General features: G+C 37.3%; 21 protein-coding genes. 10 read left to right on the top strand and 11 right to left on the bottom strand.

Features of this window, described 5'->3' with window-relative positions:
- Window positions 1–2 precede the first annotated feature (2 nt).
- On the bottom strand, window positions 3–1259 hold the full coding sequence (locus JML65_RS17610) for an NAD(P)/FAD-dependent oxidoreductase (protein WP_202271587.1): 1257 nt from the start codon (window positions 1257–1259) through the stop codon (window positions 3–5).
- Between the two features lie 97 nt (window positions 1260–1356).
- On the opposite strand from JML65_RS17610, the gene hutH reads away from it, so the two are divergent.
- From hutH to JML65_RS17560, 10 genes are all read left to right on the top strand, one after another.
- Window positions 1357–2877, top strand: a complete 1521-nt coding sequence (gene hutH / locus JML65_RS17605; protein WP_202271586.1) for a histidine ammonia-lyase — start codon at window positions 1357–1359, stop codon at window positions 2875–2877.
- Between the two features lie 81 nt (window positions 2878–2958).
- Window positions 2959–3690, top strand: coding sequence for a 3-oxoacyl-ACP reductase FabG (gene fabG / locus JML65_RS17600; RefSeq protein WP_084087091.1), 732 nt, complete (start codon window positions 2959–2961; stop codon window positions 3688–3690).
- A gap of 1 nt (window position 3691) precedes the next feature.
- Complete coding sequence (locus JML65_RS17595) at window positions 3692–4912, top strand: beta-ketoacyl-[acyl-carrier-protein] synthase family protein (protein WP_047492434.1); 1221 nt, start codon at window positions 3692–3694, stop codon at window positions 4910–4912.
- A gap of 4 nt (window positions 4913–4916) precedes the next feature.
- A complete protein-coding gene (locus JML65_RS17590) occupies window positions 4917–5171 on the top strand; it encodes an acyl carrier protein (protein WP_047492437.1) in 255 nt (84 codons plus the stop codon).
- A 132-nt stretch (window positions 5172–5303) separates the two neighbouring features.
- A complete protein-coding gene (locus JML65_RS17585) occupies window positions 5304–6188 on the top strand; it encodes a lipid A biosynthesis acyltransferase (protein WP_047492440.1) in 885 nt (294 codons plus the stop codon).
- Between the two features lie 135 nt (window positions 6189–6323).
- Window positions 6324–7841 carry a phytoene desaturase family protein gene (locus JML65_RS17580; RefSeq protein ID WP_202271585.1) on the top strand — a complete coding sequence of 506 codons (1518 nt, stop codon included), beginning with the start codon at window positions 6324–6326 and terminating at the stop codon, window positions 7839–7841.
- Between the two features lie 12 nt (window positions 7842–7853).
- Complete coding sequence (locus JML65_RS17575; RefSeq protein WP_410669742.1) at window positions 7854–9539, top strand: C45 family autoproteolytic acyltransferase/hydolase; 1686 nt, start codon at window positions 7854–7856, stop codon at window positions 9537–9539.
- Window positions 9536–9901 (top strand): hypothetical protein, encoded by a 366-nt coding sequence (locus JML65_RS17570; protein ID WP_202271584.1) that lies wholly within the window; start codon window positions 9536–9538, stop codon window positions 9899–9901. The genes JML65_RS17575 and JML65_RS17570 overlap by 4 nt, the downstream gene beginning before the upstream one ends.
- A 161-nt stretch (window positions 9902–10062) precedes the next feature.
- A complete protein-coding gene (locus JML65_RS17565) occupies window positions 10063–12705 on the top strand; it encodes a T9SS-dependent M36 family metallopeptidase (RefSeq protein ID WP_202271583.1) in 2643 nt (880 codons plus the stop codon).
- A 367-nt stretch (window positions 12706–13072) separates the two neighbouring features.
- Window positions 13073–15706, top strand: a complete 2634-nt coding sequence (locus JML65_RS17560; RefSeq protein ID WP_202271582.1) for a T9SS-dependent M36 family metallopeptidase — start codon at window positions 13073–13075, stop codon at window positions 15704–15706.
- 61 nt (window positions 15707–15767) lie between these two features.
- On the opposite strand, the gene JML65_RS17555 is transcribed toward JML65_RS17560, so the two are convergent.
- The 10 genes from JML65_RS17555 to JML65_RS17510 form a co-directional block, all read right to left on the bottom strand.
- Window positions 15768–16937 (bottom strand): DUF2062 domain-containing protein, encoded by a 1170-nt coding sequence (locus JML65_RS17555; protein ID WP_202271581.1) that lies wholly within the window; start codon window positions 16935–16937, stop codon window positions 15768–15770.
- 4 nt (window positions 16938–16941) lie between these two features.
- A complete protein-coding gene (locus tag JML65_RS17550) occupies window positions 16942–17418 on the bottom strand; it encodes a hypothetical protein (RefSeq protein ID WP_202271580.1) in 477 nt (158 codons plus the stop codon).
- Window positions 17415–17795 (bottom strand): 3-hydroxyacyl-ACP dehydratase, encoded by a 381-nt coding sequence (locus JML65_RS17545; RefSeq protein ID WP_081989131.1) that lies wholly within the window; start codon window positions 17793–17795, stop codon window positions 17415–17417. The genes JML65_RS17550 and JML65_RS17545 overlap by 4 nt, the downstream gene beginning before the upstream one ends.
- 4 nt (window positions 17796–17799) lie before the next feature.
- Window positions 17800–18396, bottom strand: coding sequence for an outer membrane beta-barrel protein (locus JML65_RS17540; RefSeq protein WP_202271579.1), 597 nt, complete (start codon window positions 18394–18396; stop codon window positions 17800–17802).
- Between the two features lie 4 nt (window positions 18397–18400).
- Complete coding sequence (locus JML65_RS17535; protein WP_202271578.1) at window positions 18401–19042, bottom strand: hypothetical protein; 642 nt, start codon at window positions 19040–19042, stop codon at window positions 18401–18403.
- Window positions 19008–19634 (bottom strand): LolA family protein, encoded by a 627-nt coding sequence (locus JML65_RS17530; protein ID WP_202271577.1) that lies wholly within the window; start codon window positions 19632–19634, stop codon window positions 19008–19010. The genes JML65_RS17535 and JML65_RS17530 overlap by 35 nt, the downstream gene beginning before the upstream one ends.
- Window positions 19627–20382 carry a polysaccharide deacetylase family protein gene (locus JML65_RS17525; RefSeq protein WP_202271576.1) on the bottom strand — a complete coding sequence of 252 codons (756 nt, stop codon included), beginning with the start codon at window positions 20380–20382 and terminating at the stop codon, window positions 19627–19629. The genes JML65_RS17530 and JML65_RS17525 overlap by 8 nt, the downstream gene beginning before the upstream one ends.
- Before the next feature lie 207 nt (window positions 20383–20589).
- Window positions 20590–21651, bottom strand: coding sequence for a beta-ketoacyl synthase N-terminal-like domain-containing protein (locus JML65_RS17520; RefSeq protein ID WP_202271575.1), 1062 nt, complete (start codon window positions 21649–21651; stop codon window positions 20590–20592).
- Complete coding sequence (locus JML65_RS17515; protein ID WP_202271574.1) at window positions 21648–22847, bottom strand: beta-ketoacyl-[acyl-carrier-protein] synthase family protein; 1200 nt, start codon at window positions 22845–22847, stop codon at window positions 21648–21650. The genes JML65_RS17520 and JML65_RS17515 overlap by 4 nt, the downstream gene beginning before the upstream one ends.
- Window positions 22848–22923: 76 nt before the next feature.
- Window positions 22924–23181, bottom strand: coding sequence for a phosphopantetheine-binding protein (locus JML65_RS17510; protein WP_047492465.1), 258 nt, complete (start codon window positions 23179–23181; stop codon window positions 22924–22926).
- Between the last annotated feature and the right edge of the window lie 41 nt (window positions 23182–23222).

Here is a 23222-nt window from a genome sequence, read left to right as displayed (position 1 = left end):
TTTTATTGTTGATTTTGCTGTTCCTGTCTTTCCTGTTTGATGAGGTTGGCAAGATTCTTAATCACAGTATCATGTTTTTTCACAAAAGGATTGTCCTTATTCCATACATATCCTGCTAACACGGCACATATTTTTTTCTTGACATCAGGGTTTTCCGGTTGGTGGAAGAATAATTCCTGAAGATTACCTGTATACCATTCCTTTACATAGGTGGTGAAAACATCTACACCATATAAGATATAATCTGTATATTCTGTTTGCCAGTTAATTTTTTCTCCGTTCAGTTGTCTTACAGCTAATTTTGCGGCAAGCATTCCCGACTCTGTAGCAAAAGCCATTCCCGATGAGAAAACCGGGTCAAGAAACTCAGATGCATTACCCGTTAAAGCAAACCCATCTCCAAATAAACTTTTTACTGAACATGAATAATCTTTCAGATGTTTTGGCTCAAAGAGAAAATCTACCTCTCCAAAACGTTTTACATAATAGTCAGATAGAGAAATTGCTTTTCTTAACGCTTCAGAAGGATCTCCGTTTTCAGACAATTTATCAATATATTCTGTAGGACCTACAATTCCTACACTTGTGTTCCCGTTAGAAAAAGGAATGACCCAAAGCCATACCTCTGTTTCAATGATGTCGAAAGATATTAATGTTCCCTCTTCGCCCTCTTCTCTGTTGGTATCCTTTACATGAGAAAAAATAGCAGAATGGGGAGATAATTTTGAAGGTTTTTCAAGATCTAGTAAGCGGGGAAGTACTCTTCCGTAACCGCTGGAATCTATAACAAACTTGGCGTGGATCTCTTTTGTCTCTCCATCTTTGTTTCGGACTGTGGTCACTGAATCCGTACCGTCAAATCTGATAGCAGTAACCTCTGTCTCAAACTCAAGGTCAATTCCTTTATTAATGACCTCCTGAGCCAGGGTATGGTCAAAATCAGCTCTCGGAACCTGCCAGGTCCAGTCCCAGCCTTCTCCGAATTTATCACTAAAATCAAAAATGCAGACCTCGTCTCCACGAAGAAAACGTGCACCCAGTTTTTTTTCAAAGCCCATTTTGTCCAATGCGGGGAAAAGTCCGGCTTCATCAAAGTGGTCCATGACCCTTGGAATCAAGCTTTCTCCAACTACCAGTCTTGGGAATTTTGTCTTTTCAACCACCTTTACGTTGACATTATTCTTCTTAAGGTATGAAGAAGATACGCATCCGGAAGGTCCAGCTCCGATTACAAGAACGTCAACAAATTCTTTGCTCATCTTGATTTTTTATTTTAATAATAACTTCTATCTTTGCCGCAAAATTAGTGACAAATAATTAATATTTTACAAAATTATCAACTATTACTTTTGATTAATGAAAATAAATAACTTTTTAGGACTGAAAGATTTTCAAAAAATTATCATTGAAAATGAAAAAATTGAACTGGATGAATCACTTTTATCAAGAGTCGATACAAGCTTTCAATTTTTAAAGGAATTTTCAAAAAATAAAGTAATATATGGAGTCAATACGGGTTTTGGTCCGATGGCTCAGTTTAAAATCAGTGATGAGGACACCCTTCAGCTTCAATATAATTTAATTAGAAGTCATTCTTCGGGAATAGGAAATCCCTTACCGGCACAGGAAGTGAAAGCCTGTATGCTGGCAAGGCTGAATACCCTGTCTTTAGGAAATTCCGGAGTACATCAGTCTGTTATTTATCTTCTTCAGGAATTGATCAACAGGGATATTACCCCTTTGATTTTTGAACACGGTGGAGTAGGAGCAAGTGGAGATCTTGTACAGCTGGCACACCTGGCTTTAGTACTGATTGGTGAAGGAGAAGTGTTTTACAAAGGAGAAAGAAGATCTATAAACGATGTTTTTGCCATTGAAGGACTTGAACCTATCAAAGTGGAGATCCGTGAGGGGCTTGCTTTAATGAACGGAACTTCTGTAATGTCGGGTATAGGGATTGTCAATGCCTATAAAGCGAATCAGCTGACCGATATTTCCATTAGACTTTCCTGTGCAATTAATGAGATTGTTCAGGCTTATGATGATCACCTGTCTGAAGCTTTGAACGGCACAAAAAGACATTATGGTCAGCAGAAAGTGGCAGAAAGAATGCGTACACATCTTGCAGACAGTAAACTGATCAGAAAAAGAGCAGACCATCTTTATACTCACTTTGAAGAGCAGGAAAAAGTATTTAAAGAAAAAGTTCAGGAATATTATTCTTTACGATGTGTTCCTCAGATATTAGGTCCTGTGCTGGACACCTTGGAGTATACAGAAAAGGTGCTTGAAAATGAAATCAATTCTGCCAATGACAATCCGATTATCAATGTTGAGGATCAGCATGTTTACCACGGTGGAAATTTTCATGGAGATTATATCTCTTTAGAAATGGACAAACTTAAAATTGTGGTAACCAAGTTGACCATGCTTGCAGAAAGACAGCTGAACTATCTTTTAAATGCGAAGATCAATGAAATTTTGCCTCCTTTTGTAAATTTAGGTAAATTAGGTTTCAATTTTGGGATGCAGGGAGTACAGTTTACGGCAACTTCTACTACAGCGGAAAGTCAGATGCTGTCAAACCCTATGTATGTTCACAGTATTCCTAATAATAATGACAATCAGGATATTGTAAGTATGGGAACCAATGCAGCTGTGATCTGTAGAAAAGTAATTGAAAATGCATTTGAAGTACTGGCGATAGAGGCAATTACTATAGTTCAGGCAATTGAATACCTAGGTTTCCCGGATGAGGTTTCATCATCTACAAAAGAGCTTTATGATGAGATCAGAAAAATTATTCCTGCGTTCTCAGATGATATGGTGATGTATCCATATTTAGAGAAGGTAAAGATGTATTTAAAAGCAATGTAATTATTTACCGTAATGAATTGTCTTTAGATTGAGGAGTATAAGCTAACTTAAAAAAAACTAAAACGAAATAAACACTAACGCATGAAATGTGCAATTGTAACAGGAGGCTCCAGAGGAATCGGGAGGGCCATCTGTATAAAACTGGCTGAAGAAAAAAACTATCATATACTGATCAACTATACCTCTAATGAGGCTGCAGCTAAGGAAACATTGACCAAAGTGGAAGAGCTTGGTTCTACAGGAGAAATTCTTAAATTTGATGTAGGAAATGCGGAGGAAACACAGAACGTCCTTACAGAATGGCAGGATACAAATCCTTCTGCTGTAGTAGAAGTGATTGTAAATAATGCCGGAATCACCAGAGACGGCTTGTTTATGTGGATGCCGAAAGAAGACTGGAACAGTGTGATCAATACAAGCTTAAACGGGTTTTTCCATGTGACGAATTTTTTTATCCAAAAACTGCTTCGTAATAAATACGGAAGAATCATCAATATGGTTTCGGTTTCCGGGGTAAAAGGAACAGCCGGACAAACCAATTATTCGGCAGCAAAAGGGGCTCTGGTAGGAGCTACAAAAGCGCTTGCCCAGGAAGTGGCGAAAAGAAATATCACCGTAAATGCTGTGGCACCGGGTTTCATCAAAACAGATATGACCCAGGATTTTAATGAAGACGAGCTTAAAGCGATGATTCCTGCAAACAGATTCGGAGAAGCAGAAGAAGTAGCTGATTTAGTAGCATTTTTAGCTTCCCGAAAAGCATCCTACATTACGGGAGAGATAATTAATATTAACGGCGGAATTTATTCATAAGATGGAAAATAGGGTTGTGATTACCGGAATGGGAATTTATTCCTGCATCGGGACGTCTTTAGAAGAGGTCAGGGAATCCCTATATCAAGGAAAATCCGGTATTGTTTTAGACGAAGACAGAAAAGACTTCGGTTTCAGATCAGGCCTTACAGGGGTCGTTCCAAAGCCGGATTTGAAAAATCTTCTTAACAGACGCCAGCGTGTAAGCATGGGAGAAGAAAGTGAGTATGCTTATCTTGCTACCATTGATGCTTTGAAGCAGGCGAATCTTGACGAAGCTTTTTTAGATACCCATGAAGTTGGGATTTTATACGGAAATGACAGTGTATCTAAGGCAGTAGTAGAGTCTATTGATATTGCCCGGGAAAAAAAAGATACTACATTGATGGGATCGGGAGCGATCTTTAAATCAATGAACTCAACAGTGACCATGAACCTTTCTACGATTTTCAAGTTGAAAGGAATTAATCTTACCATCAGTGCTGCCTGTGCAAGTGGGTCGCATTCTTTGGGGCTGGCCTTTATGATGATCAAGAACGGTTTTCAGGATATGATCATCTGTGGAGGAGCACAGGAAACCAATAAATATTCAATGGCAAGCTTTGACGGGTTGGGAGTATTCTCAACACGGGAAAACGAACCTGCAAAAGCATCAAGACCTTTTGATACAGATAGAGATGGCTTAATTCCCAGCGGAGGTGCAGCCACTTTAATTGTAGAAAGCTTAGAATCAGCACAAAGAAGAGGCGTTCCTATCCTTGCTGAAATTATAGGCTACGGCTTTTCTTCAAACGGAGGACATATCTCAACCCCTAATGTTGATGGACCGGCTTTAGCTATGGGCAGAGCTTTACAGCAATCCGGATTAGCTGCTTCAGATATTGATTATATTAATGCTCATGCTACCTCCACTCCTATTGGGGATGCTAACGAAGCAAAAGCAATTTATGAGATTTTCGGAAGTGAGGTTCCCGTAAGCTCTACTAAATCCATGACGGGACATGAATGTTGGATGGCAGGTGCAAGTGAAGTTATTTACTCTATTCTGATGATGCAGAATGATTTTGTAGCTCCTAATATAAACCTTGAAAATCCTGATAATGAGGCTCAAAGGATAAATTTAGTCTCCAAAACAAAAAATCAAAAAATTGATGTATTTTTGTCGAATTCTTTTGGGTTTGGGGGAACCAATTCTGCATTAATAGTTAAAAAATTTGATTAAAAACATGGAAAGGGAAAAAATAGTGGCCATTGTTAATGATTTTCTGGTAAATGAATTCGAGGTAGACGGAGACGAAATCAGTAATGAGGCCAATCTTAAAAGTACATTAGGCTTAGATAGTTTAGATTATATTGATATGGTTGTGGTGATTGAATCTAATTTCGGAGTGAAATTAGGAGAAGCAGATTTCAAAAAAATGGTGACATTTGATGACTTCTATACAACCATTGAAAATAAGATTGCTGAGAAAAAAGCTTAATTACCTAGTATTGAGTAGATCTTTATTCTTTACAATAATACCCATATAATAATGTGACAGTATACCAATGCCGGACACATTTAATACAATAATTGTTACGCTGGTATACGGTTACATTGGTAAACAATATTTATGAACAAGTGGAAAGGTAAATCTAAAGGAACGGTATCAGGATACAGAATATTCGTTTGGTGTATTAGAAATATCGGAATCAGAAGTTCATATTTTGTCCTATATTTTGTGGCTGCCTATTACTTTCTGTTCCAGAAAAAAAGCAACCGATATATTCTTTATTATTTTCAGAAAAGGCTCAATTACGGATATGGGAAGGCTTTGCGCTCCATATTTCACAGCTATTTCACTTTTGGAAAAGTACTGATTGATAAAACGGCTATTTCTGCCGGACTACGAGAAAAATACACCTATGAATTTGATGGTATTGAAAACCTCAGAAGCCTTTTAGCCGCCAAAAAGGGAGGTGTTCTGATCAGTGCCCATATCGGTAATTTTGAAATTGCAGAACATTTCTTTGCAGATATCGATTTCGACTGCCAGATCAATCTGGTGACTACAGATCAGGAGGTTACCGTGATCAAAGAATACCTGGAAAGTGTTGCGGTAAAAGAAAGTTCCATTAAATTTATTTATGTCAAAGAAGATATGTCGCATATCTTTGAGATTAATCAGGCATTGTCAAATAATGAGTTGATCTGTTTTACCGGCGACCGTTATTTTGAAGGATCCAAATTCCTGGAAGCCGAGTTACTGGGGAAAAGTGCGAAATTTCCGGCAGGCCCTTTTCTTATTGCTTCAAGATTAGGAGTACCTGTGGTGTATGTTTATGTAATGAAAGAAAATAATCTTCATTACCATCTCTATGCAAGACTTGCTCAGAATATTAAAAACAGGGATTCTCAGGGACTTTTGCAGTCTTACGTTCAAAATCTGGAGACCATGGTCAGAAAATATCCGCTCCAATGGTTTAATTATTTCGATTTTTGGGATGATGTTGATTAATTTTTCTATTTTTATCCCTGAAAACTAACAAAAACTGAAACCATTTAGATTAGCCTGTCTATGGATCTTTAAAAGACCGAAGGCAGATCACCTCTTGATGAGCAGTCTTAATTTCTAAATTAAAGCACATTCTCCTTGAAGAAAGAATATGACATACTTGTAATCGGCAGCGGATTGGGAGGTCTTGTTTCGGCTCTTATTTTGGCGAAAGAAGGGCTTAAAGTATGTGTATTGGAGAAAAACAATCAGTACGGAGGTAATTTACAGACTTTTTCACGGGATAAGCTCGTCTTTGATACGGGAGTTCACTATTTGGGAGGTCTTTCCAAGGGGCAAAATCTAAATACTTTTTTTTCCTATCTGGAAATTATGGATGATCTGGACCTTCAGCGAATGGATGAAGACGGATATGACAGAATCTCCTTTGGTGAGGACGCTATTGATTACCCACATGCTCAGGGATATCAGAACTTTGTTGAGCAGCTATCGGTCTATTTTCCGGACGAAAGAGAAAACCTTGAAAATTATTGTGAGGAAATTCAATATGTGTGCAGCCAGTTCCCCAGATATAACGTCGTGGGAAAAGATAATTACAATGAAGAAATACTGCATCTGAATACCCGAAGGTTTATAGAGTCAGTTACTTCAGATAAAAAACTGCAATCGGTTTTACTAGGCTCTAATTTCCTTTATGCCGGAGATTCTGAAAACATTCCTTTTTATGTTCATGCTTTAACTGTAAATTCCTACATCCAGAGTGCTTACAAATGTTTAAAAGGAGGAAGCCAGATTTCTAAATTATTGATCAGAAAACTTCGTCAGTATGGGGCAGATATTCATAAACATGCTGAGGTAACAGGTTTTATTTTTGATGACAATAATGTACTGACATCAGTGAAAACAGCTTCCGGTAAAGAATATACGGCAAAAAAAATAATTTCAAATATTGAAATCCGCTCAACCATCAAATTAATAGGAGAAGAGCGATTAAAAAAATCCTTTCTCAACAGAGTTTTAAGCTGGCAGCCTGTTTCATCATGCTTCAGTGTATATTTGGTCTTAAAGCCAAATACTATTCCCAATTTTAATTATAATGTATACCACTATTCCTCCGAGGAGCTGGTGTGGAGTGCCTTCCGTTACAGGAAAGAAACATGGCCGGAAACCTATATGCTTTCATCGTCACCCTCCAGGCATTATCCTGAGTTTGCAGAAAGTCTGACAGCTATTTCCTATATGGACTTTGATGAGGTTAAAGACTGGGAAAATACATTCAATACAGTGGCTGATGATCATGAAAGGGGAGAGATGTATGAGCGGTTTAAGCTGGCGAAAGCAGAGCAAATGCTTGATGCCCTGGAAAAGAAAATTCCTAACCTTACACATGCTGTCAAAAAAATATATACTTCTTCACCGTTGTCTTATCGTGATTATATCGGTAGTTTTGAAGGAAATATGTACGGTTATATGAAAAACTCTGAAAACCCACTTAAAACAATGGTTTCTCCACGTACTAAAATTGATAATCTGTTTCTGACAGGTCAGTCTGTGAATATGCACGGAATTTTAGGGGTAACTATCGGAGCTTTCAATACCTGCTCTGAAATTTTAGGTAAGGAAACTATAGACAGACATTTAAATCAAATGATGTAATAAGAACCCAACGTGAAAAAAGCTGATACCAATTCTCTCATCTATAAAAGACTTTTTCTGTATTTTCTTTTTTGCTGTATCCTGATTTCATGTGGGGTATCAAAGTCTGTTCATCACCTTCCCGATGTAAAACAATATTCACTGGAGATTCCCAAAGTAAATAGAATAAATGATACGACCTTTAGCTATAAACAGAATTATCTGACTAAAAATAAACAGCAGCTCTGGGAGCTTTATATAACAGGGAATCCACTTCAGTTAGGGTATAATAATGGGGCTTTAACACAAGATCTGATGCAGAAACAGGAGGGAATTTTCTTTTCAAAAGTGGAGGGGTTTGTCCCTTCAAAATTTCGACAGAAGATATTGAGAGGCTTTTTAAAATGGTACAACAGAAAAATGTATCTTAATGTAAGAGAAGATTATCAGGCTGAGCTGTATGGATTATCACAGTATTCATCAGATCAGTATGATTTTATTGCCCCAAAATACTTACGGAATCTTTACCTGCATGGAGCACACGATATTGGACATGCTATGCAGGATCTGGCCATGGTAGGCTGCTCTTCACTGGCTGTCTGGAATGAAAATACAGAGGACGGAGATCTTCTGATAGGAAGGAATTTTGATTTTTATGTGGGTGATGATTTTGCAAAAAATAAGTTGGTGGAATTTGTGAAGCCGGAAGAGGGAATTCCTTATATGTCAGTAAGCTGGCCGGGAATGATAGGAGTGGTTTCAGGAATGAATAAAGAAGGAATCACGGTGACTATCAATGCGGGGAAATCAAAAATTCCTTTAACAGCCAAAACACCTATTTCCTTGGTAACAAGAGAGATCTTACAGTATGCCAAAAATATAGATGAAGCCATTGCTATTGCCAGAAAGAGAAAGGTTTTCGTTTCAGAATCTATTTTGGTCGGTAGTGCTCATGATAAAAAGGCTGTAATCATTGAAGTATCGCCCAAAAACTTTGGAGTCTACAGCGTGCAAAATACAAGCAGAGTCCTTTGCACTAATCATTTTCAGTCTGAGGCCTATAAAGATGATACAAGGAACCAAAAGCATATCGAAGAAAGTCATTCAGAATATAGGTACGAAAAGCTGCAGGAACTTCTTCAGGAAGAAAAAAAACTTACCCCGGAGAAAATAGCTTCTATTTTAAGAAACAGATCAGGGTTGCAGGGTGAAAATATAGGTTATGGCAACGAAAAGTCTCTAAACCAGCTATTGGCTCATCATGCGGTTATATTTTCTCCTCAGAAAAAATTGGTTTGGGTCTCTTCCAACCCATATCAGCTTGGGGAATTCGTATGTTATGATCTTAATACAGTATTCTCGGATAATGGGTTGCAGCATAGCGACCTTTCAAAATCACAGCTTAATATCGGGAAGGATCCCTTTGTAGAATCTCAGGAGTTTAAAAACTATGAGGAATACAGAGTGGTGAATACAAAAATAAGTGATGCAATTCAAAATCGAGAGTTTCTTACAGATAGCTATATTGCCCGCTATCATTCCTTAAATCCTGATTTTTGGAAAGGATATTATATGGCTGGAAAATATTATTTTTACAGGAAAGAGTATTCCAAAGCAAAGGCGGAATTTGAAAGAGCCTTAACAAAAGAAATTACAACAGTACCCGATAGGAAGGACACTGAGAAATTTCTGAAAAAAACTTTAAAGAAACTGAAATGATCCCAAAATATATAAAAGTCTTATTCTGTATTCCCTTTGTTATTATTCTGTGTTATTCGGTCTATCTTTTCTCAGTGTATAGCTCAGTTCCGGAAATTATACCCATTCACAGCTATGGAGGGAGAAAAGATGAGTATGGGAGCAAAATATTTCTGTTTTTACCGGTAGTATTAAACCTTATCATTCTCATCTTTACCGGACTGATTATCAGGAGACCGGATAAGATTAAATTTACTTTTGAGATCAATGAAAGTGACCGTGAAAAAACCTATCATACGGTTCAGATGATTTTAGTAATTCTTTCGATATTTGTCACAATCATGATGAGTCCTCTATCGTTTTTCGATGTTGTTTATCAATAGTTTATTTTGATTTAAATCATTATTTTTTTGTAAAAACATGCTTTAACTGTATTTTAATTAAGTGATTTGATAGTTTTCTTGAAAATTATGTAACATTTTTATGGTTTTCTCTACTAACTGGTGAAATAATTTATATTAACATCGGTTAAAAAGTAAAATCAATGAAAAAAATTCGACTTAGTGTTAAGTTTTTATTGCTTTGTTCTTTTTTTGGCTTTGGAGCAGTTTCTGCTCAGAAGTATGAACAAGTAATAAAAGATTATGTTAATTCTGAAAAAGGCTCTTTCCAAAGAGTTGATGAAAAACTTAAAACTTTTAAAGTAATCAATGTAGATCCGTCTACTAGTTTGAAAGGTGATGTTGTAGGAATACAGCAAACCGTAAATGGTATTCCCGTATTTGGAAGCTCGGCAAATGTTTTGGTAAGAGAAGGTAAGGTGTTGAGCTTTGCGGATACTTTTGTTAAAAACATTGCAGGGATCAGGGGAAGCGAAAGCTCCAAAAAAGATACTTTTATTGCAGAAACAGCTAAAAAGTTTAATGGTCTCCAAACAGTAAAGAATAGCGAAGGAAAAGAAGAGCCAATAAAAGCCAATGCGGTTTATTTTGCAAAAGGAGGGGATTTACTACTTGGATATCAGTTTTATATTGAAGAAAAAGCGACAAGCAACGTATGGAATATTGTTGTAAGCACAGAAGACGGTTCTGTTCTATACCAGGAGAATACAACGCTTTCCTGTGATTTCCATACAGATGCATTTGAACAGCTGCCTCAAAGCTTGTCTCCGGCGGCTCCAGCTATTCAGCCTGTGGGAGCTCCGCTTCACATGGCAGGAGTTTCGAAACAGCAGACCAATTTTGTTTTAGCTCCTGATAATGCATCTTATAACGTATTCGCATTTCCAGTTGAGGCGCCTACTTTTGGTGGCAGAACACTGCTTACCAACCCTTGGGATCTGACAGCCTCTCCTGAGGGATGGCATTCTGACGGGACTAATCATTATACCATTACAAGAGGTAATAATGCCTTTGCCTACACTGATGAAGCTAATACAAACGCCCCACAGTTTTCCCCTGACGGAGGAGCTGCACGAGCTTTTGATTTCCCGGTGGACGTGACATTAATGCAACAAAACTATACCTCTGCAGCGGTTACAAACCTGTTTTACGTTAGCAATAAAATGCATGATGTATTTTATAAATTCGGATTTACAGAGACTGCGAGAAACTATCAGAAAAATAATTTTGGAAAAGGAGGTGCCGAAAATGACCCTGTTTTGGCAGAATCAAGAGACGGCAGTGGTCTGAATAATGCTAACTTTAATCCGGGAGTTGACGGAACCAGCGGAAGAATGCAGATGTATCTTTTTGTTCCCAATGGAGCAAGATACCTTTATTATAATGCACCTACCAATTATATAGCAAGAACACCGGCAGCCGGAACGGCTAATTTCGGTCCACAGCTTATCGGTGGAACACCGGTAACCGGTGATTTAGCTCTTTCCGTACCGGCTGATGCCTGTACTGCTGTAACAGCAGGAAGTCTTACAGGGAAAATAGCTGTAGTAAGTGCGGCAGGATGTAATTTTTCCGTTAAAACAAAAAATCTTCAAAATGCAGGAGCAGTAGGGGTTATACAATACCATCCAAGCAGTGATCAGCCGGTAGGTCTTGGAGGAACTGATAATACCGTTACAATTCCTACCATTATGGTTGGAAAATCAGAAGGGCAGTTTTTAGTCAATGATTTGAATAATGGTATTGTAGGTAACGCTACATTGAAGACAGAGGCCGTTTATAGAGATGCAAGTTTAGATAATGGTATTATCAGTCATGAATATGGACATGGAATTTCTAACCGCCTTACAGGAACAGGAAGCTCTTGTCTATCTTATTTCACATCCAACGAGCAAATGGGAGAAGGATGGTCTGATTTCTTTGCATTGATGTTAACTACAAAGCCGGGAGATAATGCTTCTATAGCAAGAGGTGTGGGAACATTCTCTTCAGGAGAAACAACAACCGGAGCAGGGATAAGACCAGCCAAGTATTCTCCGGATTTTGCAATCAATAACTATACCTATGGACGTACCAATGGGATGAAGGTTAATGCCAGTATCTCTGGAATTGCAATTACGGTACCGGATGTTCATAGTATCGGATTTATATGGGCTTCCATGCTATGGGATCTTAACTGGAAATATGTTGAGAAATATGGATACAGCAGTGATGTGTTAGCTGATCCTAACAGTGGAAGTGCAAAAGTTCTTCAGCTGGTAATGGATGCTCTTAAATTACAGCAGTGTAATCCTACCTTTGCACAGGGAAGAGATGCTATTCTGGCAGCCGATCAGGCCACAACCAATGGAGAGAATAAATGTATGATCTGGAGTGTATTTGCTAAAAGAGGATTAGGGGTGAATGCATCGGCAGGTACTCTTAACGGCTTGGTGATTGGGGCTAATCAACCTTTACCGGATATCAATGATCAGGTAGAAGATTTTACAGTACCTGCAGAATGTGCCAACCTTGCGGTAAAAGAAGCTTCTGCTTCTAAAGGTATCTCTATTTATCCTAACCCGGTAAAAAGTGAATTTACGATAAGAATACCTGATGGAATGAACGTATCAGGAATCACTACCGTGTCTATTTATGATTTTACAGGAAAACTGATGACTACGGAAAATATCAATCTTAATAAGCAGACTAAAATCAGTGCTGATAAGTTGATCAACGGAGTATATATCGTAAAAATCAAAAATAACGCAATTGATTATTCACAGAAGATTATTGTTTCAAAATAGAACAAAATACTATACTGTAAACAGCCCTGAAATATAATATTTCAGGGCTTTATTTTTTATTTAGGACTCCGGATTCAGTTTGCTCGGAAACAGGAAAGTGATTATTACTGAGAGTGCAGATCATGCAGTGCCATCATTGACAATAATACTTCCGGTGTAGCTGAGAACACCGTCAATTAATCTCTTAGGGGATATCTTTTTTTGCATCCACTATCATAAAAAACAATTAAATATTCATTTTAACGAAAAATTTAAATTTTATTTTCCATTTTTGCCGAGTTGGTTATGAATTAATTAAAAAAAGTCTTTTTTGTTGTGTTTTTGTGTTGTATGTGTCTACATTAGATTCTGTAAAAAACATTTAAATATGAAAAAAATTAGATTGACTATTAAATTTCTGCTTTTATCTTCTCTGCTGCCTGCAGGAGTGATTTTTGCTCAAAATCAGGAACAGGTGATAAAAGAGTATATGAATTCTGCAAAAGGATCATTTCTAAGGGTAAACCCTGAGCTGAAAACATTTAAAATAGTGAATGTTGACCCTTCAGAAAGTTTAAAAGGGGATGTGGTAGGCATACAACAAACGATTAACGGTATTCCTATATTTGGAAGTTCTGCCAATGTGTTGATTAGAGAAGGTAAGGTATTGAGCTTTGCTGATACTTTCATAAAAATTTCGCCATCTTCTATTAAAGGAAAAGAAAGAGCCGATAAAGATGCTCTTATTGTAGCTGCTACAAAAAAAATAAATGGAAATCCTACTTCCAAAAATAGGGATGGAAAAGACGAACCTATTAAGGCTACCACAGTTTATTTTGAAAAAAATGGGAGCCTGATCCTCGGATATGAGTTTGATATTCAGGAAAAAGGAACTCATAATAGCTGGATGGTTATTATCAGTGCTGAAGATGGCTCTGTACTATACAAAGAAAATCTGACGCTTTCCTGTAATTTCCATTCCGGTGCTTATGAACATTCTTATACAGAACATATTATGCCAAGCTTGTTTCCACAATTGCAGCATACAATGCCTCAGCATGCGAACTTTGTTTTAGCTCCGGATAATGCTTCTTATAATGTATTTCCTTTACCTGTTGAAGCGCCTACTTTTGGGAACAGAGCATTGATTACGAATCCATGGGATCTAATAGCATCTCCTGAAGGGTGGCATTCTGATGAAACAAATCACTATACGAATACAAGAGGAAATAATGTGTATGCCTATACTGATGAAAATGCTACCAACACCCCACAATTTTCACCGGATGCAGGAGCAGGCAGAATTTTTGATTATCCATTGGATATAACATTACCACCACAAAATTATACGTCGGCAGCAGTGACCAACTTATTTTATCTGAATAATAAGATCCATGATGTATTTTATAGGTTCGGATTTACAGAATCTGCCAAAAACTTTCAAACCAGTAACTTTGGGAAAGGAGGTGCTGGTAATGATGCTGTTCTGGCAGAAGCCAGAGATGGAACAGGCTATAATAATGCTAACTTCAGTACACGTAATGATGGCTTTGAGCCTAGAATGCAGATGTATTTATATGAACCTAAAAACATGCAAAACCTGTTTTATAACTCACCTGCTACATTTACATCACGAGGTCCCAATTCTAAAACAGCGGGTTTTGGTCCAAAGCTTACAGCAACAGGAATTACTGCAAATATTGCAGCCACAACGCCCACTGATGGCTGTACTGCTATTTCTGAAGATCTAACTGGAAAAATTGCTTTAATCCAACGTGGGACTTGTAATTTTGCTGTTAAAGTTAAAAATGCCCAGTTAAAAGGAGCCGTGGGAGCTATTATTTATAATGCACCAACATCAGTACCACTTACAACCCAGATGGGAGGATCAGATGCTACCATTACGATTCCTTCTATACTTGTAGATAATGCTGAAGGCGTTGCTATTATAAATCAATTAGCATCTACTGCTGTAAATGGAACATTAAAATATGATAAGCCGAACTATATTTATAAAGACGGAAGCTTAGATAATGGGATTGTTACCCATGAGTATGGGCATGGTATTTCGGCCCGTCTTACAGGGACAACTGTGAGCTGCTTAAATTATACAGTTGATAATGAACAAATGGGTGAGGGTTGGTCAGATTTTTTTGCGTTAATGCTAACCAATAGACCGGGAGATAATGCTTCTGTACCTAGAGGAATGGGAACTTTTGCTGAAGGAGATCCTACGGATGCGGTTGGAATAAGGCCTAAGAAATATTCACCAGAATTTACAATAAATGATTTTACGTATGGAAAAACAAACGGGATGAAGTATAATGATACGGATAACTTTGGGAACCCAATTACAAGAGTTAATTCTCATAGCGTAGGGTTTGTATGGGCCACCATGCTCTGGGATCTTCATTGGAATTATGTAGAAAAATATGGGTATAGCAGTAATGTTTTGGATAATCCTAACAGTGGAAGTGCGAGAGTACTGCAGCTTGTAGTAGATGCACTTAAATTACAGCCATGTTATCCTACTTTTGTAACAGGAAGAAATGCTATTCTGGCAGCGGATCAGGCAAAAACAAACGGAGCAGATAAATGTATCATCTGGAAAACATTTGCAAAACGAGGATTAGGAGTGAATGCAGCATCAGGGGGACTCAAGGGAAGTTGGCCAGGAAGTGACCAGCCTGCACCAGATCTAAGCGATCAGGTAGAAGATTTTACAGTACCTGCAGAATGTGGCACCCTTGCGGTAAAAGAAGCTTCTGCTTCTAAAGGTATTTCTATCTATCCAAACCCGGTAAAAAGTGAATTTACAATAAGAATACCTGATGGAATGAACGTATCAGGAATCACTACCGTGTCTGTTTATGATTTTACAGGAAAACTGATGACTACGGAAAATATCAATCTTAATAAGCAGACTGAAATCAGTGCTGATAGGTTGATCAACGGAGTATATATCGTAAAAATCAAAAATAACGCAATTGATTATTCGCAGAAGATTATTGTTTCAAAATAGAACAAAATACTATACTGTAAACAGCCCTGAAATATTATATTTTGGGGCTTTATTTTTTTATTTAGGACTCCGGATTCAGTTTGCTCAGAAACAGGAAAGTGATTATTCCTGAGATGGCAGATAATGCTGTGCTTAAGATAAAACTCCCGATGACATATTGAAGGAGATTATTCTTGATCAGTTCAAAGTTTAAATCCTGGTTTAGGATATTGCTGTCACCCTCTACAAATGGGGCGCCCAGAAATAAAGACGCGGCAATGATTAAAGGAATAAAGGGAGGGAGGCTCACATTGGAAGCGATGAATGCAAGAACTTTATTCAATTTGAAAAGAACCGATAAGCTAATTACAAGAAGGGTCTGGAACCCCCAAAAAGGAGAAAGCCCGATGAAGACTCCAAGTGCAATGGAAAAAGCTTTTGTACGGTTGCTTCCATCGCTTTCTAAGACATCTTCCTGAATGAATCTTTTAAAACTTTTTTTTTTGAAATTATTAATGAAGTTTCGTGGAATAATGTAGATCAGGGTAATCGTCACCAGAATTGTATTCAGGATACTGATTCTTGTGAAATCCTTGAACGGTCTGAAATGGGAAACCCGCTCAGCAGGGTCATACAGAACTTTTATAGGGACATTCTTTACCGGAACATGTCTCCATGCGGTTCTTACAATGATTTCAATCTCAAATTCAAATTTGGGAGTAAAGTATTTCTTTGGAATTTTATGTAAGGGATAAAGCCTGTAACCGGATTGGGTATCTTCCAGTTTAATTCCGGTCTCAAACCAAAACCAAAAATTGGAAAAACGGTTTCCAAAACTACTTTTCTTAGGAATACCGTCCTGAGACATATTTCTGTTCCCGATGAGTAATATATCTTCTTTTTCCTGAAGTAGCGCTTCTACAAATACCGGAATATCATCCGGATAGTGCTGTCCGTCTGAGTCGATGGTGATGGCATAATGGTATCCTGATTCTTTAGCCTTTCTGAAACCTGTTTTTAATGCGTTCCCCTTGCCTTTGTTCTGAGGTAAGGTGATGACAGTTAATTCAGGATATTGAGAAAGGATATTCGGTGTAGAATCGGTAGAACCGTCATTGACAATAATAATACTTCCGGTGTAGCTGAGAACGCCGTCAATTACCCTTTTCAGAGTTTTTTCATTATTGTAGGTAGGTATTAAAATGCAGATCTTCTTTTCGGAAATTGCATTTTGTACTTCAGCAAGGGACATGGTTTTATTTTAAAGTGGCTCTTTCTGCTCCGGTAATGGTTTTAGACTGCATAGCAAACCTTTTGATATAGTTTTTCAGGGCTGTATTCTGTTTGCTGTAATTATTCAGAAGGAAGGTTTTGTCTTCTTTCAGACTGCCGCGGTATCCTACTATTTTTGGAATGTTTTCCTGAACGCTTAATCTGATCAGACGCAGTTCTGCATTATTAGGATTGCTTTTGATGATGCTTTCAAGACTTGTTGCTCCAGTTTTTACCAAAGATTTTTTATTTCCTTTAGAAACTTTAGCTTCCATGATTTTAGCTGCCGCCTTATATCCTAAAGTTACCGCATCAGAGCCGGATTGCTTTTCTGCAGTATCAATAAAATTTTGGGTATTGGCATTAGATTCGTTGGCTTTAGCATAGCTGTTTCTCACCGTTTCCAGATCAGACTGGAAGAAAAAAATAAATGCCGCTAAGAAGGATAAAATAAGTTTCATGACGTCAATTTTTTATAGCTTACAGACATCTTTAATGCAATAGTCTCGCCAAAAGAAGTGATATTTTTTACTTTAACATCTTCTCCGTTTTCATCAATATCCAGCTGAAGTTTTAAATCAGGAGTCTCAAAAGGATTGATAATTGCCATGAATTTAACGTTGGATGCTGTTTTTAAAAATAATTTTGAACCCACAAATTCTTCAGTGAGTTCCTTTACAATCTGCATCATACATACTCCGGGTGTCACAGGGTTTCCCGGAAAATGTCCCTTGAAAATATCATGGTCTTTGTTTAAGCTGATATCAGCAATAAAACTTCCGTTTTCTGTTTTTTCGTATGACTGTAATGTATAAAAATCTGTAAGAATGGTCTGCATGATCTTATTTTTTAAGATTAAAAGTATAATAAACTCCAGTCTGGAATGTTACATTGGTGTGATCGTTATATACATGCACAAATCCTTTTTTGATTCGGGCTTCTACTCCGATATTTTTTGTGATGTCGTATCCGGCACCGAGTAATATTCCTAAATCTACACCAATAGGGGAAGGGATGTTTTTGCTATCGGTAAGAAGCTCTAAAGTGGGTCCGAAATGGATATTAAATTTATCAAAATAAAATTTATTGACGACTGCCGCACCCACATAAGAAAGATCGACTGTTTTTGTTTCTACACCGGGGTTTTCGCTTTCAAACTTAGCGCCCTGGCGGGTATAATAAAGTTCCGGTTGAAGAGCATAGAACTTAGCGAAACGTATATTGGCCTGAAAACCGATATAAAAGTCGACTTTTGACTTTATATCAAACTTATCGGCTCCGTACTGATAGTAGCTTTGGTTATCATTGTACCAATAGTTAGTCTGGCCGTCAGAAAGGTGTGAAATATTGGCTCCCAATCTTATTCCCGGGTTGAAAGTTACCTGTGCAAAAGACAACCCTGAAAGGAGTCCAATAAATAAGAAATATAATTTTTTCATGAGGTTAATCTGATTCCGTCTCGGTTATTTGAACTAGTTTTATATTGATCCTAAAATCCTTGTGCTGCAGGTTTAGGCTGTCCGCGAAGATATGCTTTTTTGCCTCAAAAGTAAAATCGATTTTTTCTTTATTATTCCTGGTATAGATGATTTTTTTCAGCAATCCGCTTTCTTTATTGAAAAATAAATAATAACCTTTATGATCGTTTTTTGACAGGTAAATTCTGGCGTCTTTATTCTCAAAACTTTCATGGATTGGATATTGCTTTTTCAAAAGTTCCCGAAAGTCGTTTTTTAGAAAATTGATGACCACTTTTTTGTCGAGATCCGGAAGAACATAATTCAGTTTAAAATCATCCTGTGAAATCTCAAAATCAATCAGCTTATTTCCAAAATCTGAAGTTAAAGCGACACGGTGTGTCGTCTCACTCAGTTTTTTGATGATCAGAATGCCGCTTACATGATTTTTGTAAATGTCCATCTGGCACTTGTACACATAATCTTCAGGAGAAGAAAAGTAAAGATTCTCCACAGTTTTCTTTGATTCAGAAACAGGTTGTACATCCGTAAGCTGATAAGACTTACAGGAAATAACCCCTATTGACATCAGGCTATAAACTAAACTCAGACGCAGGAATCGAAGCATTGATCTTGGTATTTTTGAAAACAATATTGGTAGTATCTCCTGAGGCTTCTGTCATATTAACCTGGGAAACCGTTGACTGGCTCTTCGGGAAATACAGTTCAATCTGCTTGATATACTTCAAAAGCTGAGATGTTTTAGGAATGAATTTCGCAATATTGTAATTTCCGCTTTTAAAATAAGTTACAGTGAATTCAGGATCACTGAACATGGTTCCATTCGAGCTTCCTACAATAAGTTTATTGATCTTTTCAAATGTTTTGCTCTTTGCATCTACAGAGGACTTTTTCCCCTGATCATTGATAAAGATCTTATTGTTTTTAAATACAATGCTGTATTGATAAGGCCTTGTATATTTCCAGCTCAGCATATTCGGAGTCTGTAATGACATTTTTCCGTACGTAACGATGTTCTTATCCAAAAAGTCCATTTTTTTGGTTTGGGTGAAATCGCTTTGCAGTGTTTTGATCTCTTTGGTTTCTGAGGAAACTTTGGAGACAAAAGCTTTTGCTTCAGCTCCGGACATTGCTGTGTTTTGAGCAAAAAAGAGACCGGATATTAATAAAAATGCTCCGAAAGCAATATTTTTAATCATTTTTCTTTGAATTTGTAATTGAATCAATGGTAAAAGTAGCATACTTTTTATCTTCCAAAAATACTAATAAATCTACCAGTACACGGTAAGTCTTTTCCGATGTATCATGGAGAAGGATGATACTTCCTTTTTGTAAGCCTTTCGTTATTCTTCTGTAAATTTTCTGTTCATTATCAATAACGGTATCTAAAGACCGGACATTCCAACCTATACTCTTTTTATGGGTTCTTTTAATAGCTTTTGCAATATTGGGATTGGTAACCCCGAAAGGAGGTCTGTACAACTCCGTTTTTATATTTCCGACTTTGGATATCACGTCGTCGCATTTTTCAATTTCCTCAATCATTTTAGAAGCAGATAAAAAGCCTGTCGAGTTAGAATGAGTCAGCGTGTGATTTCCAATGGTATGACCTTCTTCAATGATTCTCTGAAAGGTTTCCGGATGTTTTTCAATCTGTTTTCCAATACAGAAAAAAGTGGCCTTTATCTGATGTTCTTTTAACAGATCTAAAAATTGGGGCGTAAATTCCGTAGGACCATCATCGAAAGTAAGGGCAACTTCTTTAGCTCTTGTCCGCTTATGGGTGATACTGTTGACGAAATATCCCAGTTCAATATGGAAAGAACCCCAAACAACTACTGCAGAAAAAGCCAGAAAACAAGCTATATATACCCAAAAGCTTCCATGAAACGCATAAATAAAAACGTTACAGAAAAGGTAAAATAGAATGAAGAAATAGTGTTTCATCGTTCGTTGTTTTAAAATTGAACAGGGGAATGAGAACCTGTTTTATCCTGTTGATTACTTATATTATTGCATTGACTGTGCCATTCCGGAGGAATCGGGACTGATTAATTCAAATCATTAGTGTTTAGATTTTTTACACCTCAGCTCATCCTGCTCTGAATGCTAAACAAAAGAGTATTATTATCTGTTGGTTTGTCTTTTTGTCAATTACACTCTTTCCAGTAATACCAAACTATGATCATGCCCTGCCAGATGATTATATAAAAGTATGTTTTTCACTTCACTTTTTGTATTTCCGTTGATCATCATTACCTCCGGAATCTGTTGTTCTTTAAGAATATGACAGGCTAAAAAAGTTGAAAAACCACTGGCTGTATTGAATTCTCCACTCAAATGTTTGTAATAGAGTAAAGCTGAAGCTGGAAATATATTCATAGCTTCTGTATAATAAACATCAGATGTTGCAGCTCCGCTGAAACCTAGAATAACTGCATCGATATCACGGGCTGAAAGATTGTTTTTCTTTAGAAAATCCTGAATGAAATCCTGAGTTTCATTCAGTTCTAATGTATTGATAATCTGAATGTCTGTAAGCTTTGCATAAGAAGTTTCAGTCTTATTTTTTCCTACTACAAAAAAACTGGCTCCTTCGCCCCAGATCACTCCATCAGTTGTGGAATGTAAATAATCTGCAGGAAGGTCTTTTTCTTTTTTAATGATGTTGTGCAGGCAGTAGAGTTCCATCGTTCTGCCGGTCTGTTCATCGGTAGAGCCTACCAGGATATTTTCGGCTTCGCCATCTTTGATCTGAAGCTGAGCATCCAGTAATGAAAACTCCAGAGATGAAGAGGTATTTACATAGGTGAAATTATAAGCATGGCATTGCAGTGCTAAAGCAATTTGCCCTGAAACTGTATTATGAGTAGACTGGATAAAGAATGTAGGCGTTAAAAACTCCTCATTATTATCAATTACATTTTTCAAAAACTTTTCAGAATCCTGAGAACAGCCCATTCCGGTTCCTACAATAATAGCATCCGGCTGTGTGATTCCTGCCTCCTGTAATGCATAATGTGAAGCAACGGAACTCATTTTTACTGTTTTAGACATTCTTCTGATCATAGCAGGAGGAATGAATTCTTTGTAATTAGGTTCTATCGCTTTTAGCATTTGTACTGAACTTTCAGGACTAAGATTCTGTAGGATGTTTTCGTTTAAAGTGTCCTGAACAGATATGCAGGATGCACTGTTGATGTAAACGGAACTCATGATTTTGAGAATATTAAGGTTGAACAGTTTCCTCCAAATCCAAATGAATTGGAAAGTACATGATTGATATCCTTCTTTTTAAGTTCAGTGACAGGTGTTAAGTCAAACTCTGCCATTTTCGTTGTAAAATTAAGATTCGGAAAAATGAGACCATTTTGCATTGCTAAGATTGAAAAAACAGCTTCGATCCCGGCAGCGGCGGCCAGAGTATGTCCTGTAAATGCTTTTGTTGAACTGAATTCAGGAACCTGGTTTTCCCCAAAAATTCTGATCATAGCAATTCCTTCTGATAAATCATTATTAGGAGTTGCGGTTCCATGAACGTTGATATAGTTAATGTCTTCTTTAGCTAATCCCGAGATCTTGAGAGCCTGCTGCATGGCCAGAAATGCGCCCTGTCCGTTTTCTGAAGAAGCTGTCTGATGATGGGCATCATTAGCATTTCCATAACCGGAAAGGTAAGCAAGAACTTTTTTATTTTCTTTTTTTACAATTTCCTCAGATTCAAGCACCAAAAAAGCGGCTGCCTCTCCTAAGTTTAATCCTTTTCTATCATTGTCAAAAGGAGTATTATAAGAATCTGTAAGAATCATCAGGGTATTGAATCCATTCAAAGTAAATTTTGAAAGAGAATCGGTACCTCCCACGATGACACGGTCTAAAACTCCGTTTTTAATCAGCTTGGCCCCCATCATAATGGCATTGGCTGCAGATGAACAGGCGGTACTGATGGTAGAAACCATGCCTTTCAATCCCAGATAACCCGCAATAGCCAATGAGGAATTTCCGGCATCATGAGCATCAATATATTTTTGCTTTTCAGGAAAGTTTTCATAAGAGTAGAAATACTTTTCAGTGATATCCATTCCCCCTACACTGGTAGAAGAAATCAATCCCGTTCTGTATCTGTTGATCTCTGAAATTCCGGCACTTTCTATCGCTTCTTTTGCGGCAACCATTCCTAATAAAGAAGTTCTTGTTACATTATTGTCTTCATCAAGCTGAAGCTTTTGTATAAGTTCTTCATTAGATAACTTTACTTCACCTGTTTTAATCGCTCCGGCATGACGGGTTTCAAACATCTGGATATCTGAAATTCCGTGCTTCCCGGATTGTAGTGAAATAAAATTTTCCTCCACATTGTTTCCAATAGAGGAAATGATGCCCATTCCTGTTATGGCAATTTTTTGGCTCATTTTAGTAAGTACTGTAACAATGTAAGAGTTTACCAATTATTGGTACATTGTTACACCGTTAGATTGTTGTATTAGTTTATTTTGTTCTGTTGTTTTCGATAAATTGAGCCATAATATCGATAGATTGGAAAATTTCCTTTCCTTTTTTAGGATCAGCTAATTTTATTCCGTAATCTTTATCAAGAAGAACGATAAGTTCCAAAGCATCGATAGAATCAAGTCCCAATCCGCCTCCGAATAATGGATCTGTATCTTTGATTTCTTCTACAGAAACATCTTCAAGGTTAAGAACTTCAATAATTTTGTGCTTCAATTCAGTTTTTAAGTTTTCCATAATTATATCATTTATCAGTTTACCAATGTACCAGTTTACCA

The organism is Chryseobacterium sp. KMC2 (assembly GCF_016756935.1).
Classification (GTDB): Bacteria; Bacteroidota; Bacteroidia; order Flavobacteriales; family Weeksellaceae; genus Chryseobacterium; species Chryseobacterium rhizosphaerae.
Note: the sequence above shows the minus strand (reverse complement) of the source record. Positions and strands in the feature narration are given on the sequence as shown.